At 45.7% G+C, this 17176-nt stretch carries 13 protein-coding genes; 9 read left to right on the top strand and 4 right to left on the bottom strand.

The window, feature by feature from the left end; genetic code table 11:
* The first annotated feature begins 67 nt into the window (after positions 1-67).
* The 7 genes from V1499_RS08050 to V1499_RS08080 all read left to right on the top strand — a co-directional run bounded on the left by V1499_RS08050 (position 68) and on the right by V1499_RS08080 (position 10342).
* The gene (locus tag V1499_RS08050; RefSeq protein ID WP_409275273.1) at positions 68-1954 is read left to right on the top strand and encodes a site-specific DNA-methyltransferase; all 1887 of its coding nucleotides are present in this window, start codon (positions 68-70) and stop codon (positions 1952-1954) included.
* A gap of 4 nt (positions 1955-1958) precedes the next feature.
* Positions 1959-4907 carry a type III restriction-modification system endonuclease gene (locus V1499_RS08055; protein ID WP_409275274.1) on the top strand — a complete coding sequence of 983 codons (2949 nt, stop codon included), beginning with the start codon at positions 1959-1961 and terminating at the stop codon, positions 4905-4907.
* Between the two features lie 161 nt (positions 4908-5068).
* Entirely contained in the window at positions 5069-6223 is a 1155-nt protein-coding gene (locus tag V1499_RS08060; RefSeq protein WP_409275276.1) for a glycerate kinase, read from the top strand.
* A 308-nt stretch (positions 6224-6531) separates the two neighbouring features.
* Entirely contained in the window at positions 6532-7413 is an 882-nt protein-coding gene (locus V1499_RS08065) for a GNAT family N-acetyltransferase (protein ID WP_409275277.1), read from the top strand.
* 19 nt (positions 7414-7432) lie between these two features.
* A complete protein-coding gene (locus tag V1499_RS08070; protein ID WP_409275279.1) occupies positions 7433-8689 on the top strand; it encodes an enhanced intracellular survival protein Eis in 1257 nt (418 codons plus the stop codon).
* A 155-nt stretch (positions 8690-8844) separates the two neighbouring features.
* Positions 8845-9393, top strand: coding sequence for a sigma-70 family RNA polymerase sigma factor (locus V1499_RS08075; protein WP_409276257.1), 549 nt, complete (start codon positions 8845-8847; stop codon positions 9391-9393).
* Positions 9386-10342: a hypothetical protein gene (locus V1499_RS08080; protein WP_409275280.1), complete on the top strand. Its 957-nt coding sequence runs from the start codon at positions 9386-9388 to the stop codon at positions 10340-10342. Before V1499_RS08075 ends, V1499_RS08080 begins: the two co-directional genes overlap by 8 nt.
* 184 nt (positions 10343-10526) lie before the next feature.
* Here V1499_RS08080 and V1499_RS08085 read toward each other — a convergent pair whose 3' ends face one another.
* The 3 genes from V1499_RS08085 to V1499_RS08095 all read right to left on the bottom strand — a co-directional run bounded on the left by V1499_RS08085 (position 10527) and on the right by V1499_RS08095 (position 14366).
* Complete coding sequence (locus V1499_RS08085) at positions 10527-12386, bottom strand: PAS domain S-box protein (RefSeq protein ID WP_409275282.1); 1860 nt, start codon at positions 12384-12386, stop codon at positions 10527-10529.
* 114 nt (positions 12387-12500) lie between these two features.
* A complete protein-coding gene (locus V1499_RS08090) occupies positions 12501-13457 on the bottom strand; it encodes an ABC transporter permease (RefSeq protein WP_409275284.1) in 957 nt (318 codons plus the stop codon).
* 12 nt (positions 13458-13469) lie between these two features.
* Positions 13470-14366 (bottom strand): ABC transporter ATP-binding protein, encoded by an 897-nt coding sequence (locus tag V1499_RS08095; RefSeq protein ID WP_409275286.1) that lies wholly within the window; start codon positions 14364-14366, stop codon positions 13470-13472.
* Between the two features lie 132 nt (positions 14367-14498).
* On the opposite strand from V1499_RS08095, the gene V1499_RS08100 reads away from it, so the two are divergent.
* Both V1499_RS08100 and V1499_RS08105 read left to right on the top strand, forming a co-directional pair.
* Entirely contained in the window at positions 14499-15377 is an 879-nt protein-coding gene (locus V1499_RS08100) for a GNAT family N-acetyltransferase (RefSeq protein ID WP_409275288.1), read from the top strand.
* A 75-nt stretch (positions 15378-15452) separates the two neighbouring features.
* Entirely contained in the window at positions 15453-16427 is a 975-nt protein-coding gene (locus V1499_RS08105) for an aldo/keto reductase family oxidoreductase (protein ID WP_409275290.1), read from the top strand.
* A 96-nt stretch (positions 16428-16523) separates the two neighbouring features.
* Here the strand turns inward: V1499_RS08105 and V1499_RS08110 are convergent, their stop codons facing one another.
* Positions 16524-16877 carry a hypothetical protein gene (locus V1499_RS08110; protein WP_409275292.1) on the bottom strand — a complete coding sequence of 118 codons (354 nt, stop codon included), beginning with the start codon at positions 16875-16877 and terminating at the stop codon, positions 16524-16526.
* Between the last annotated feature and the right edge of the window lie 299 nt (positions 16878-17176).

Below are 17176 nucleotides of genomic sequence, written 5' to 3' on the forward strand. Positions count from 1 at the left end.
AATGAAACGGTTATGGACAGGGATAGATTTCCTGTTAAATGATTCTCATCATAAGGAGATTTTTTGGATGCAAAAAGTAGAATGTTCTTCATTAAATATAATGAAGCAAAACATCGATGAATTGAAACGGCTTTTTCCCGAAGCGGCAACGGAAGGGAAAATTGATTTTGATAAATTGCGGGCTTTGCTTGACGAGGCGGTAGAAACGGGCAAGGAGCGCTACGAGTTCAGCTGGAATGGGAAAGCCCAGGCATTAAAAATTGCCCAATCCCCTTCCACAGGGACACTGCGCCCTGATAAAGGCTCAAGCAAAAACTGGGATTCCACTGAAAACCTCTACATTGAAGGAGATAACCTGGAGGTCCTGAAGCTTTTGCAAAAAGCGTATTTCGGCAAGGTGAAGATGATTTATATCGACCCTCCGTATAATACGGGACGCGATTTTGTGTACAAGGACAATTTTATCGACAATCTCAAAAACTACAAGGAAGTGACGGGGCAGGCAACAAAAGCGAACGCCGAAACGAGCGGGCGTTTTCATACCGATTGGCTGAACATGATGTACCCGAGGCTGAAGCTTGCCAGGAACTTGCTCTCTGACGACGGAGTAATCTTCATTTCCATTGATGACCACGAAGTGACGAACCTTCGCGCGATTTGCAACGAGATTTTCGGTGAGATTAATTTCGTGGCCCAGCTCCCGACCATCATGAACCTGAAAGGGAACAATGACCAATACGGTTTCTCGGGAACCCATGAATATACTCTTGTTTATGCGAAAAACATTACCAATGAGGATTCGGTTGGCGAGTTGCCGTTGACAGAGGAAGATATCGGCGATTACAGCCTCAAAGATGAAAAGGGCAATTACAAACAGGGCGCGACGCTGATGCGTACAGGTGAGGCGGGTGCCCGGGAAAAACGACCGAAAGGTTATTATCCCATTTATGTAACGAAGGACCTCTCGCGGATTTCGATTGAGCGGATGAATGCCGACGACTACGAAGTGTATCCGAAAACAGCCGACGGCAAGGAAATGTCGTGGCGGCGCTCAAAGGAAACACTCGCTGAAACATATAGCGAAATCATTGTGAAAAAGACGGCTAACGGCATTTCTTTTTACAAAAAGCAGCGCCTTGAAGAGGACAAGGGCATTCGCGGCAAAAAACCAAAGTCGCTGTTCTACAAGCCTGAATACAGCTCGGGGAACGGGACGAACCAGCTGAAAAGCCTGTTTAACGGGAAGGTGTTCGACAACCCGAAGCCGCTCGAGCTCATTAAGGATTTCATCCTGATTGGGTCTGGAGAGGACGATCTCATCCTCGATTTCTTCTCAGGTTCAGCCACCACTGCCCATGCGGTCATGGAAGTGAACCGGGATTACGGCAGCAGACGGAAGTTCATCATGGTCCAGCTTCCGGAACGGACAAGCCCTGATTCGGAAGCTGCAAGGGAAGGCTTTGGAACGATTTGCGAAATTGCGGAAGAGCGTATCCGCCGTGCCGGGGAAAAGATAGATACCACGAGCGGAGCAGATATAGATACCGGATTCAAGGTGTACAAGCTCGATAGCTCGAACATCAAGGCGTGGGACCCGGACACCGACAATCTTGAACAAAGCCTGTTCGACCTTGAAAACAGCATCAAGGAAGGCCGGACGAAGGAGGACCTTCTCGCGGAAATGCTCCTGAAAGTTGGAATCCCGCTGACAGAAAAGGTAGAGGAAATCCGGATTACCGGAAAGACAATTTATAAGGTTGCCAATGGGGCTGTCCTCCTTTGCCTTGAAGATGAAATCACCCTTGATCTTGTAAACGAGCTGGCGAAGCAAAAGTCTGCCGCCGCCGACACAAAGGTGATTTTCAAGGAATCCGGCTTTCCGGACGATACGGTCAAAACAAACGCGATCCAGACACTTAAGAAAAACGGGATCCTTGATGTCAGGAGCGTGTAGGCCAATGAAATTGAAATTCATATCCGACCTGCCCTACCAGCGCAGGGCAATCGATTCAGTTGTGGGCATTTTTAAAGGCCAGCCGATGAAGCAGTCGAACTTCACGGTTTCCTATGGGGAAGAAGCCGGGATGCTCCAAACCGACCTAGGAGTGGGGAACAGGCTTGAATTGACTGAGGTTAAAGTTTTGAGAAATGTCCAGGAAATCCAGGTCAAAAACGGGCTTGCAAAAAGCGAAACGCTTGATGGTATGAATTTTACCGTCGAAATGGAAACAGGGACCGGAAAGACGTACGTGTATCTTAGGACGATTTATGAGTTGAACCGGAAATACGGCTTTTCCAAGTTTGTCATCGTCGTTCCATCCGTCGCCATCCGGGAGGGCGTCCATAAATCGCTCGAAGTGACGAAACAGCATTTTACCGAGCTTTACGACCGGACGCCGCTTGAGTATTTCGTGTATGATTCCGACAAACTCGACCAGGTGCGCAATTTTGCAACTGCGACGGCAATCCAGGTGATGATCATCAATATCGATGCCTTCCGGAAAAGCTTTGATGATCCGGATAAAGAGGATAAATCAAATCTGATCCACCGGGCGAATGACCGGATGAATGGTTACCGGCCAATCGAATTCATCCAGCAGACGAACCCGATCGTCATCATCGATGAGCCGCAAAGCGTTGATACGACGCCAAAGTCAAAGGAAGCGATTTCCTCATTGCATCCGCTTTGCACGCTTCGCTATTCGGCGACGCATGTAGAAACATACAATATGGTATACAGGCTCGACGCGGTGGATGCGTATAATGAAAAACTCGTTAAGAAAATCGAGGTCATGTCGGTCCGCTCCGAGGAGGACCATAACCTTCCGTACATGAAGCTTATTGAAGTAAAGCCTGGCAAGGCGAAGCTTGAACTCGATGTGGAAACACGGGGAAAAGTGAAGCGTACAGCCAAAATGGTGAAAAACGGCGATGACCTGTTCGACGTTTCAGGCGGGAGGGAGCTGTACCGCAATGTGTTCGTGGAGCAAATCGATTGGACGGAAGGCAGCGAGTCAATCGAGGTAAACGGGAACAGGCTGGCGATTGGGGGCCATGTGCAAGATGATTTGAAACGGTATCAAATCCGTAAAACGATCGAAGAGCATCTCGACAAGGAATTGCAGTTGAAGCCAAAAGGCATCAAGGTACTGAGTTTGTTTTTCATCGACAAGGTCGCCAACTACCGCGATTACGACAGGAACGGGCGCCCGGTTCCCGGTATGTATGCGGAAATTTTTGAAGAAGAATACAGCAAGCTTATCCGGAAGCCGAAATACCGGGGGCTATTCGAAGACATTGATGAAGAAGCTGGGCAAGTTGACCGGATCCACAACGGTTATTTTGCACAGGATAAAAAAGGCATTTTAAAGGACACGAAAGGAAACACAGCGGCCGATACGGACGTCTATTCACTGATTATGAAGGAGAAGGAACGGCTTCTAAGCCTTGATGAGCCGCTAAGGTTTATTTTCTCGCACTCAGCACTCCGGGAAGGCTGGGACAACCCGAATGTATTCCAGATTTGTACGCTTAAGGATTCAGCGGGCACGTATATAAGCAGGCGCCAGGAAATCGGCCGCGGTTTGCGGCTTGCCGTCAACCAGGCCGGAAAGCGTGTTGAGGATTACAATATTAACACGCTTACAGTAATGGCCAATGAATCATATGAAGAGTTTGTCGCAAACCTGCAAAAGGAAACGGAAGAACAAACAGGGATTGTTTTTGGGAAAATTGAAAAGCATACGTTCGCGAAGCTTGGCTATTTTAATCCGGAAAACGATGAATTACAAACGCTTGGATATGATAAATCAGCGGAGCTGTACAATTGGCTGAAGGCTGCTGGGTATCTTGACAGGAAAGACAAGGCGACTGGATCCCTGAAGGAAGCCCTTGAAAACGGCGGCCTTGCGCTTCCAGATGAATTTAGCCCTTGGACATCGGCCATCATGAGGGAGATGAATCATATCGTGAACAGCCTTCCGATAAAGGATGCCACGAAGAAACGAAAGGTAAAGCTAAACAAGGCTGTGCTCGATTCCGCCGATTTTCTTGACCTGTGGGAGAAAATAAAGTACAAGACTGTTTACTCGGTGGACTTTGACAGCGAAGAGCTGATTAAAAAGGCTGTGGCGGGAATTTCCTCGATGCCGAAAATCGACAGGGTGCGGATCATCTCCCGGAAAGACCGGATATCGGGTATTGACCGGTTGTCAGGCGTTCAAGGTGCGATGACAAGCGAACGCGTCGAGGACTACGTTGATTCGGGCCATGTACTTCCGGATATCATCACCGAGCTGCAGAACAGGACGAACTTGACGAGGAAAACGATAGTACGGATTCTGGCCGCTTGCGGCAGGCTAGACGATTTTAAAAACAACCCGCAAAAATTCATTGAAGAGTCCTCGAAAATTATTCAGCGGGAAATGAGGCTCCTGCTCGCGGATGGCGTCCGGTACCACAAGATTGGGGATGGCGCCTATTACGCGGTCGAACTTTTCAATAATGAAGAGCTGCTCGCCTATTTGAATGACAATGCACTGCCGAGCAGGAAGTCCCCGTTCGACTATGTGCTGTACGATTCGTATACGATCGAGGCGAAGTTTGCCGAACGGTTCGAGAATGACCCCGATGTCAAAGTATACGTAAAGCTGCCTGGATGGTTCAAAATTGAAACGCCTGTTGGCAATTACAACCCGGACTGGGCCGCGGTCATCACAAAGGACAGCGAGGAAAAGCTGTACTTTGTCATCGAGACGAAAGGCACAAACATCGAGTCCGGCCTCCGTCCAGACGAACTCGCGAAGATTAAATTCGCGAAAAAGCATTTTGAGGCTATTGACACAGAACTTGCCTTTGCTGGACCGGAAAGCGATGTACATGAATTTATGCTGAAGGTGAATGGATGATGCAGCCCGGGGATGCCCGGGCTGTTTTTTCTGAATGCAAGTTCGTTGGTTTTTGTGAAAGTAAACCATAGCTTTTAACAGTTGAACGCCACCTGAAGGAACTTTACGTAAACCTTCCACATTGTTACGATGAAGTTATCGAAATTGTACGGAGGGTCAGCATGAAAAAGGAATTTACTGTAGTGCTCGCACCAGACTCTTTCAAGGAAAGCATGACGGCGAAGGAGGCGTGCGTGGCGATGGAACTGGGAATCCATAAATCCGGTTTCCCTGCCCGCTGCATCCAAGTCCCGATGGCCGATGGCGGGGAAGGAACAATGCGGTCGCTTGCGGATGCGACCGGCGGGCGGATTTTCACAAAAACGGTAAGCGGCCCGCTTGGCGAAGAGGTGGAAGCTGAATATGCAATCCTTGGGGATGGGGAAACGGCTGCAATCGAAATGGCGAGCGCGAGTGGAATCCATCTTGTACCGAGGGAGAAACGCAATCCGCTTATAACCACAACCTTTGGGACAGGGCAGTTGATTGGCGCCTGCCTCGACCACGGCATCAAAAAACTGCTGATTGGGATTGGCGGAAGCGCCACAAATGATGGCGGCGCCGGTATGGTCCAGGCGCTAGGCGGACGGTTCCTCGATGAAAACGGGATTGAACTTCCAAAAGGGGGAGGCAGTCTTGGAAGGCTGCACGGGATTGATCTTTCAGGGCTCGATCAACGGTTGAAATCCATTGAAGTCGAGGTTGCCTGCGACGTCTCCAACCCCCTTTGCGGTCCAGAGGGCGCATCCCATGTTTTCGGGCCGCAAAAAGGCGCGAGCCCGAAAATGGTTGAAAAGCTTGACGAAAACCTTAAGAATTTTGCTGAGGCCATAAAAAACCAGCTTGGGCACGATATCATCAATATCCCGGGCGCCGGCGCTGCTGGCGGGCTTGGAGCCGGCCTGATCGCCTTTCTAAATGCCAGCCTGAAGCCAGGCATTAGCCTTGTGATCGAATACACCGGGCTTGAGGAAAAAATAAAAAACGCGGACATGGTCTGGACCGGGGAAGGAAGCATCGATTTTCAAACCCGCTATGGGAAAACGCCATATGGTGTCGCAGAGCTTGCTAAAAACTGGAACAAGCCAGTGATTGCTTTTGCCGGAAAAATTGGCGATGGGATTGAACCGCTCTATGAAAAAATCGATGCCATTTTTGGGATTACAGAAGGCGTGGTTCCGTTGGAAAACGCCCTTACCAATGGGCCACGGAATCTCGAAAGAACAGCGGAAAATGTCGCAAGGCTGCTTAAGATAAAGAGTCGGAAAGGATTTTAATTCATCGGGACACAGAAGCGTTTTTGCCCGGTTTATGAGTCCAAATAAACGTGGGATCGGGACAAAGGACCAACATTTCACGGGTTTATCGTCTCAAATAACCGGAATGGCGGCACAATCCCCTTCGATCGAAACCTTTATTTAAAGGCACTATTACCTATCTTCATGCCTCAGTTTAGCTTATATAAACCATTCAAAAGATAACCGCCGCCCGGCCATCACCGAGCGGCGGTTCATTTTTGACGGGAAAACCCCCATGTAGTTAAACTAAAAAGGAATGGAAAATAAAGCTAATTGGGGGAGAGAGAATGATAGAGATAAAGCGGCTTACAGGCTGTACATATAATGAGGTATTGACAGCATGGAACACCGGCTTCGAAGAGTATTTTGTAGATTTAACGATGTCCCATGAGGCATTCCTTAGGAGGTTTTCGGCCGAGGACCTCTCACCGTCAATGAGTGTCGCCGCTTTTGTGGACGGAGAACCTGCTGGGTTGATTGTGAATGGAATCCGAACAATCAAAGGGATAAAAACCGGATGGAATGGAGGCACCGCAGTCGCTGTGAAATATCGGAAACAGGGCGTCGGGCGGGCGCTTATGGAAGCAACGCTCGATTTATACAGGCAGGAAGGCGTCCAGCTGGCGATGCTTGAAGCAATCAAAGGAAACGATAAAGCGATTGCCTTGTATGATAGCCTCGGCTATGAAACCGTTGATGAGCTTGAATTCCTCGAATTAAAAGGGAAGCTTGAAGAGAGCCCGATTGTAAAAGAAGAAGGTTTTTCAATCAGGAAAGCATATCCGGTACAAGTAGGGAACCTTGCTTTTTACAAAGGAGGAAACCCTTGGCAAACCCACTGGCAAAGCGCAAAGGATGCCGAAGCGGTTATTTTGTCCGATGAAAACGGGAACGATGCCGGCTACGCGTATTTTAAAAAAGCGTTTAATGAAGAAGGCGTCCATATTTCAACCACCATCAGCCAATGCGAAGCGGATGAAAACAGGAAGGATGCGAAGGAAATCCTGCAAACTCTCTTAATACACGTTTTTGGCTCATTTGAAGATGACATCAGGCGGGTAGTCCTTAATTTGCCAAAGGAACGGAGCAGGCTTGCCCATGAAACATTGAAGGAAATCGGCTTTACGCCATTTGTTTCCCTGGTCATGATGAACCGTGAAATGGAATAACGCTACGGAGGGAAAACAAATGGAATCAACCATAAGAAAATTGGCCGAGGATGAATTCCTTGACTTTGCCAACATTGCCATACAGGCTTTTCCGGCGAATAAGGAAAACACTCCCGAATACAAGGAGAAACTTGCGGCAAATCTCCGCCGTATCCACGAAGAATCAGGAACGATCGAGTTTTACGGCCTGTTCCGGAACGGGCAACTGCTGGGGGGGATGAGGCTCCATTCATTTGAACTGAATCTTTTTGGAAACATAGTTCCTGTTGGGGGAGTCGGCCTTGTCGCCGTCCATTTCTTGCATAAAAAAGAGAAGGTTGCCAAAGAGCTTATTGGCTATTTCATCCGCCATTTCCGGGAAAAAGGGGCGTCAATAGCGATGCTCTACCCTTTCAGACCTGATTTTTATAAAAAAATGGGCTTCGGTTATGGGACGAAGATGAACCAATACAAGATTAAGCCTGATAGCTTTCCGGCTGGTGGCAGCAAGGAAGGGCTTGCGATGCTTGGAGAAGCTGATAAGGAAAGGATCCGGGATTGCTATAACCGTTACGCGAAAAAAACAAACGGGATGATTCTTAAAACTGCATACGACATCGAAGCTCTTTTTAAAAACCCTGAAAACCGCATCCTTGGCGTTTTCAATGGGGATGAGGTGAGCGGCTATATTGTTTATGGATTTGAACAGGCTGATAAACAAAATTTCCTGCGCAACAACCTTGTTATAAGGGAATTCATTTATGAAACGCCCGACGCCCTTGCCAGCCTGGCAAAATTCCTCAACACCCAGTCCGACCAGATAGAGCGGATTATCCTGAATACCCAGGATGACGGATTAGAATATCTTCTTGGTGATGCGCGGGACGGGAGCGATTATCTGATTCCAAGCGTCTTCCACGAAACGAATCGCGCTGGCGTCGGCCTAATGTATAAAATCATCGACATAGAAAAAATGATTGGCGACCTTGAGGGGCGGGTATTCGGCAATGTGTCAGCTTGTTTTTCCCTGCTTGTCCACGACAGCTTCGATACGGCCGCACCGGTAACAATAATCGTCAGACTGGAAGATGGGAAGCTTTCGAAAGGAAAGGCGGAATATTCACAGTTTAACATTGAACTGGATATCGCCGATTTCTCCTCCCTAATGGTTGGAGCGGTTGGCTTTAGGAAGCTGCATCGTTTTGGAAGGCTTAAGCTAAGCAAACCGGAATTCGCTCCTCTAATGGAGAAGGCTTTCCAGGGTGATGAAAAACCGATTTGCACTACGCCGTTTTAAAGGAAAGATAAATCGGAAAAAAATGCTGATTACCGAAATGTTTTTCAAATAGAAGATAAATTTTACTTTAGATAAATCTCCCTGGTGAATAGGCAGGATGTTTTTTTATGAAAAAACAGGAATTTTTAAAGCCAAAAGAAGTAATTGTCCGTCTAATGAGTAAGGCAGTTAAGGAGGCGGCTAGGTTGGACTTAATCAAACAAGCTCTAAAAGGTAATGATAAAGCGTTTTTAACATTGTTTCAGCAATATGAACAAGACATTTATAGAACAGCATTTATATATGTGAAAAATCAAAGCGATGCCCTTGATGTTGTTCAGGAGACAGCATATCGTTCATTCAAGTCAATCAATAATCTTAAAGAACCTCAATACTTTAAAACCTGGTTAATCAAAATTGCGATTAGTTGTTCAATTGATTTGCTTCGTAAGCAAAAAAAAGTAGTTCAATTTAAACCAGAGTATGAGAGATTCATATCTTTAGACGACAATGAAGATATTGATTTGGAAATAACCATTCGAGATTTAATCGAACGATTAAAAGAAGATGAGAAAAGCATCATCATTTTAAGATTTTATGAGGGTTTGACTATTAAAGAGGCTTCAGAAGCTCTGGATATTCCTTTGGGCACGGCAAAGACCATCTTATATAGAGCTTTAGGCAGCCTGCGCAAAAAATTGAAAGGAGATCGTGTATATGAGTAATAAGATTAAACAAGAAATATATCGAATTGAAATACCTAAAGAACTTAGTGAAAGAAGTGAGATTGGCATTCGTAAAGCGAAGAAAGAAATGCAAAACAGCAAAAAGCGATATCATATAACAAGTATTGGCATTGTCGCTTGTTTGCTTTTATCCATGGGAACATTCGCTTACTTTAAACATGATTTATCCTATCCGAAGGAAACAAAAAACAATAATATCGCCCCAATTGTTGCAAATGGTGGCGGGGTGGATATCCCGTCCATTCAATTGCCAAAAGATGGTTCGAAGGCTGATATGATTGGTTTAATCGTTTACAACGGAAAGATTTATACTCAAACCAGCACTGAACTAGATGGGGAAAATGCAAAAGCTATTTTAGGACAGAAACTTGGTACGACGAAGGCAACCATTGATGAATGGAGTAAACAACAAGCCTATGATGAAGAATTCGCATCAACAATAGGCATAGAAGACGTTTTTTCTGTGGAAGGGTACGATAAAGATTTTAGGATAATGGTTTATGGAGAACGGGACGGGAAGCCTCATGCGGGTTTTTACGAAAACCTTAACGGGCTAACAATAAATAGCGGCGTGGATGTTTTTGGTAAATTAAAAATGGTTGGGAATGTATCCGGTGCGGAATATAGAACATTCAGCGATTGGGACAATAACGTTGACAATTATCATCCTATTGCGAATATGAAAATTTTAAATGATTTTGTTAAAGAGTTAGATAAAACAAAACCTCTCCCTCGCGGAGAAAATTCCGACCCAATCAGTAATTCCCGAAACAACGATGAATTTAGGGAATTAACGATCCAGTTAAATGATGGGACAAAGGTTAAACTCATCCTTCTTAAAGATGGGTATATCTATTATGGATATATGGGTGCATATTTCAAAATGAAGGATGACATATTTTTGAGTATGTGGGGTCAGCTTCAGTGATTGAAATTGAACAAAAACGCCCAGATTTAATTCTGAGCGTTTTGGTTATTGTTAAAAACTAATTTGGATGTAATTTACATCATTATTAATTATCTAGTATTTTTCTCTCCCAAAAACGATTCTCTTTAAGGATGATCAGGTCGTTTCCACTGTTATTGTATTCGAACCATCCTGCCTACTTTGGCTATAAAGGTGAGTTCATCAGTTGCGTGCATACTTTATTTTTCCCGTTCCGTTTGGCCTGGTAAAGGGCGATGTCGGCTTCCCTGATTAAATCCTTCGGCTCAAACTGGGCATCTGGGACAATGGTGGCGTAGCCAGCGCTAATGGTGATATACGAATCGATTTCCGATGATGTATGAGGGATTTCCTGCTTCCTGATCGATTCGCGAATTGTTTCAGCAATGAGCAAGGCCCCCGCTTTATCCGTTTCCGGGAGAAGGATGATGAATTCTTCGCCGCCATACCTTGCCGCTAGGTCTCTTGGCCGTTTTAGGGCGTCGCGGATAACCGATGCAACCTGCTTTAGGCAATCATCGCCGGCAAGGTGGCCGAATGTGTCGTTGTAAAGCTTGAAACAGTCGATATCAAGCATGATTGCGGAAAGGGGGGTCTCATTTGCCTTGTTTCTCTCCCATTCCTTCTCGAGGATTTCCTCGAAATAGCGGCGGTTCGAAATGCCCGTCAAGCCGTCGAGGGAAGATAGTACCTTTAGGAAATCGTTTGCTGTTTCAAGGCTTTTTTCTTTCTCTTTCCGCTCGGTGGCATCGCGCGAAATTGCAAGGAAGGAATCAATTTCTCCCTTCTCATTCAAAAGCACTTTCGCCACTGTATCAATCCACCGATAGCTTCCATCCTTTAAACGATGCCGGTAAATCAACGAAAAATGGTCATTCACCCCGATGAGATTTTCAAGCTGTGCTCTTTCCAATTCAGGGGCATCGTCTTCATGAACGAAGCTGAAAACATTTTTGCCAATCAGTTCATCCGGTTCATACCCAAGAATATCCCTGCTGGCGGAAGAAATATAGTCATAGCGGCCACCGGAATCAAGGAAAGAAATGACGTCCTTCGAATTTTCGGTAATGAAGCGGTAGCGTTCAGTCGCCTTCCGAAGATCTTTTTCAAGCCGGTTTCGCTCCGTTACATCCCGGAAGGTAGCCTGGATGGAGGGAAGCCCTTCATATTCAATGGTTTTATGGGTTATTTCGATTGTAAGCTTGCGTCCGCCAGGAATGATAATTTTAAAATCGCGTGTTTCTTCTTCACCTACAACGTTTTGTAGCTCATCAAGCCTTTCCCTTGTCCTGCCGTGGTAGTCGGGGCTGATAAAGTCATAGATGGATTTGTGATGCAATTCTTCCTTTGACATTCCGACCATTCGGCAGGCCTTTTCATTTGCAAAAATAATAACGCCGTCGCGGTGGACGATAATGGGTTCAGGAGAATAAGCCACCAGGTCACGGTATCGTTTCTGGCTTTCCTTTAAATCCTTTTCAAGGAGCTTTTCCTTTGTAATATCCTCCACATGGGCTATTGCGTACATCGGCTCGCCGTCATCACCGAGGACAAAAGAAGCAGAGAGCTTTCCGATGAACATCTCGCCGTTTTTCCTCCGGTATCTTTTTTCCTTTGAATAAGGAAGCTTCTTTTTCACAGCCTGCTCATAGAGATCCCTGTCCTTTTCGCGGTCCTCTGGGAAAGTCAGGTCAATGAAACTAAGAGTTTTCAATTCTTCCATGGAATAACCTAGCATCTCAAGGAATTTCGGGTTGGCATCCAATAGCTGCCCGTTTCTGGCGGCAACCATAGTCCCGAGGGCTGAGTGGCCAAACATGGTGTCCAGTTTCCTGTTTTTTTCATTTAGTTCATCCCGGGCGTGTTTCAAATCCTGCTTTGCCTTTTTAAGCTGAAAATGAATGTGAACCCAAAAGGCAACAGCTGCAAGAGAAATCAATAATAGGAGTGTATCCATATTTTTCATATGTATGTATAACAAAGCTGGCATCGTCAACATTGCTATAATAATAGCCCTATATTTCATTAAGCATCACCCAATTTAATTATACCTCATATGGACTGGTTAAGGTTGCCTGAATTTACAATTTATTTACAAAAAAAAAGAAAAGGACTCCCTTTGTAAAAACAACCGAGGGGATTAGGCCGCGACATCCCGCTTCGAGAATATCCAAAAAGCGAGCAAATGAAAAAGCGTAAAATAAATTAACAGCATTATGATGGAAAATCCAAGCGTCATCCCCGCAATAGGCGGTGTTCCATCAAGGTATACAGTCAGATCCGTATTTGCAAAAAGGAAGTATTTTGTCCATTCAAACCTGCCAGCCAGCAGCATGGTCAAAGTACCGCCAGTCAGCAGAAGAAACAATGAAATCCCAATCGCAAGCGAACTGTTTCGGAAAACAGCCGAAATCATGAATGCCATCGTCGCAACCATCAGGATGTCGATGGAACTTAGCAAATATTCTGCGATAAGCTGCAGGGCGATGTTCCGTTCAACCACTTGGCCATTGGTATAAACAAGGTGGGGAGCCGGATGGTCCGGAAACCCGAAAAGGATTATTCCCGCCAATAGGGAAAACGCAAACAACAGGGTTAATAGGCCCACTCCAAAAATGAGTACCGCTAAATATTTTGAAAGCAGGATTTTCCACCTTCCAATCGGCCTGATGAGCAAAAGCTTCACAGTCCCCCAGGAAAATTCGGATGAAACGATGCCTGCTGCGATAACAATTGCAAAAAGCCCGACAAAACTGATGAAATTCTTTGCATCATTCACGAAAGACCAAACATGCATCCCGGAAGGCGGGGCCATATCATGCTTGAGCCGATATTCCTTGATAGCGATTTCCCGTTTGTAGAATTGAGCCAGATTTGGATTTCCCGTTTGAAAATTTTCGAGTGAGGCACGGTCGTTCACAATCTGTTTATCAAGTTCTGCTTTCCAATGCGGATTTTCCTTTGGAGGATTGTCGTACTCCTCGTATTTGGACAGCCCTGCCATCCCCATTACAAGAATGACAATCAGGCCTATCATGACATACGTCCCGGCCCTGCTGAAAATTTTAACTAATTCGTTTATTACAAGATTCTTCATGGATGAGCCTCCTTAGTTGGCCGTGATTTCGAGGAAGCGGTCTTCCAATGTTTTCGATTCCGCCTTCACTCCGAAAACGGCCACGTCCGCTCCGACTAATTTTTTCAGGATAAATGGAATGTCTTCCCTCTTAGCATCGACAGTAAAGCCATCGTCCGAGAAGACAGCGCCCCACTCGGACTGGAGCCAGCCGCGCATATCTCCCAGCGGCCCTGTTTCAAAGGAGTATTTACTACCAGTTTCAGCAACAAACGCATTCACTTCCTGGACCTGGACAAGCTCGCCATCCTGGATGATGGCAATCCTGTCGCACATCTGCTCCATCTCTGATAAAAGATGGCTTGAAACAATCACAGACATGCCTCTTTCGCGGGCGAGCATCCTCAGGTGGTCCCTGATTTCACGGATACCAGCCGGATCGAGGCCATTTGTTGGCTCATCGAGGATAAGGAGCTTCGGATCATGGAGGAGGCACTGGGCAAGCCCCAGCCGCTGCCTCATTCCGAGTGAATAGGTTTTTACTTTGTCATGTATTCTATCGGCAAGCCCGACAAGATGGACAACTTCAGAAATTTTGCTTTTAGGGATGCCTCCGTGCATTCTGCTGTATTGGAGCAAATTTTGATAGCCTGAGAGGAATTTGTACATTTCGGGATTTTCAACAATCGCCCCGACATTACCGATCGCTTCTTCAAAGTTTTTCCGGATGCTGGTCCCGCAAATAAAGATGTCCCCTTCAGTAATATCCATTAACCCGACGATCATCCGGATTGTTGTTGTCTTGCCCGCGCCATTCGGTCCAAGGAAACCAAAAACTTCCCCTTTGCGGACCATGAAACTCAGGCCGTTAATGATGGTCTTTCTTCCAATCGTTTTTTTGACATTTTTTAATTGTAATATGTTTTCCACGGCAATGCCCTCCAGACGCTGCGCAATAAAACTAGGTTTCTATTTTTTATAGTACACTATTTGAGATTAGTATTACATCCATCAAAGGAGTAAAATGGAAAGAAGTTCTTAATAAGGATGGAGAGAGAACGGATGGCGTTTACGTTTGTAAAAGGGTATCGAGAGGACCCAGTTTTAAGGGAAAGCTTCTTCAGCCTGGCAAGGTCGGTATTCGGAATACGGTTTGATCGCTGGTATGAGATGGGGTTTTGGACCGATAAATACATTCCTTATTCGTATAGTGATGGCGAAAATATTATTGCAAATGTTTCTGTTAATCGAATTGGCCTTGTAATGGATGGGGTGGAAAGAAGAGGGCTCCAAATTGGAACCGTGATGGCCCATCCCGATTTTCGGAGGCAGGGGCTTTCCCGCAGACTGATGGAATTTGTATTGGACGATTTTGAAGGCATGTATGATGTGATGTATTTGTTCGCCAACCAATCAGTGCTCGATTTCTACCCCAAATTTGGCTTTGTTCAAAAAAAGGAGTTTCTCTTCTCCCTGCCCTATAGGCGACACCGGGAAGCGAGCGGGCTAATTCGCAAACTTAATATGGAAGATGTACGAGACAGGCAATTTCTTTTTCAATTCGCGAAGCGGCGAGTACAGGTTTCTCAGAGGTTCGCGGCAATCGATACGGAGGAGCTTCTCATGTTCTACTGCTTGAATGTATTCAGTCATTGTATTTATTATCTTGAAGATGAGGAATGCATCGCAATTTATGAAGAAGAGGCTGGAGAATTGCAGCTTTTCGATCTCATAGGCATATCCCTCGTCGATTTGCATTCGATAGTAGCCAAGATTGCCGGAAAGAATACCGAAAGAATCGTTTTTCACTTTACGCCAGAAGACGTTGGGTTGCCGGTTGAAAGTGATACATTCCAAGGAAGTGAAACCTTGTTTGTCCGTACGGCTGAAGGAGTATTTTTGCCTGAAAAGTTTAAGCACCCACTTACAGCCCAGGCTTAGAGGACTGAATGGTTTTCATAGGACTTTTAGTGTTTTTCATTCATTCAAAAATTATTTGAAAGAGAGGAAAAAGAGATGTCAATCATGCCATTGGAAAAAAGGGGAATTACCAGAAGCCGCCTTATTCTTGGTTTTATGGGCTTTGGAGGCGATTGGGAAACAGGTGAAATTGGGAAGGGCGAACTTGCCGATGCCGAACGCGGCCTTGATACAGCCTTGGAAACAGGCATTACGATGTTTGACCATGCGGATATTTATAAGAGAGGAAAAGCGGAGGCCGTATTCGGGAAATGCCTCAAAAACCGGCCTGGCTTAAGGGAAAAAATTATCATTCAAAGCAAATGTGGGATCCGTTTTGCGGATGCCGCAAACCCGGCTCGTTATGATTTTTCAAAAAGCCACATTCTCGGAGCGGTGGATGGCATACTCGAAAGGCTCGGGACGGATTATTTGGATATTCTCCTTCTTCATCGTCCAGATCCGTTGATGGAACCGGAAGAAGTCGCCGAAGCTTTCAGTTCCTTGCTTGAAGCGGGAAAGGTAAGGAATTTCGGTGTATCGAACATGAATGCCGGGCAAATGAAGCTTCTTCAAGCGTATATCGGCAGCCCGATCGTTGTTAATCAAATGGAAATGAGCCTTAGAAAAATCGATTGGGTAGATCAAGGAGTCCATGTCAACCAGTCTGCTGGATTGGAGACTCATTTTTCCGAAGGGTTAATCGAATATTGCATGCTCGAATCAATCCAGCTCCAGGCATGGGCGCCGCTTGCCAAAGGGCTATACACAGGCAGGACGGATTTTGCCTCAGCTGCTGAAGAAAAAACCGCGGAACTCGTCGCAAGGATGGCCAAAGAAAAAGAGACGACAAAAGAAGCGATTCTCCTTGGCTGGCTCATGCGCCACCCGGCAAACATCCAGCCCGTCATCGGCACCACAAACCTTGCACGCATCAAAAACTGCCAGGACGCAACCCGGCAGGCCAGCCTCATGACACGAGAAGAATGGTATAGCCTCTACATCGCTTCAAGAGGCAATCGTCTGCCATAACATTTTGCTTAAACTATGCTTACTTTTTTGGTTACAAGTTGCCTGGCACCTGGCTGGGAGGTTTTCTCCCACTCTGTTGCCAGGCACCGGAATTGTTTAATCGTTGTCAGGCTGGAAGCCGATAAGGTGGGCTTTTTTGTCGACTCCGACACGGCTCTTTTCGGGGAAGGTAATGATGGAACTAATGTACTCCCATCGGATGAGAAGGTGGGTGATGCATGTTTCTTCAATTTGCTCCTCTTGTGGGATTACGGTTCCTTCTTCGTCTCGGATCATTGTCCGTTTGTAGCACGGGTTTTCGACCCAAATGCCAAAGTTTTCGCTTTTTACAAGTTTCGCAAGGTACCATTCTTCCGGCTCGTAGATGCCAGTCACATCGCCTTTCATTTCCTCTGGGAAGTTGCGGAATTTAATTTGTACTTTTTTATCTTCGAAATTATCCAAATGCATGGCGAAAAATTCCTCCCTTAAAAAGTTGTTCCTCCCTGTACTTCTTCCTTTTGAGCCAAAAGTTAAACTTGGAATTTAATGAAACCTTGGAAGCTAGCGGTTCCGGGGAAAATCGAAGCCGAATGCTGCTGTAAAAACGTTCATACTTTTTAAACATAAAAACTTGTAAACATTGAATAAGATGGCGGGTCTATTCTCTGTGATGTTACAGTGTTGACCAATTAATAATTGTTATATTATAATAGGAAAATGAATTCTGAAAATTTACAATTATCTTGTATGCAAAAACATTTATTTTC

Origin of the sequence: Neobacillus oceani (assembly GCF_046237595.1) — a bacterium.
Lineage (GTDB): Bacteria > Bacillota > Bacilli > Bacillales > Cytobacillaceae > Bacillus_D > Bacillus_D oceani.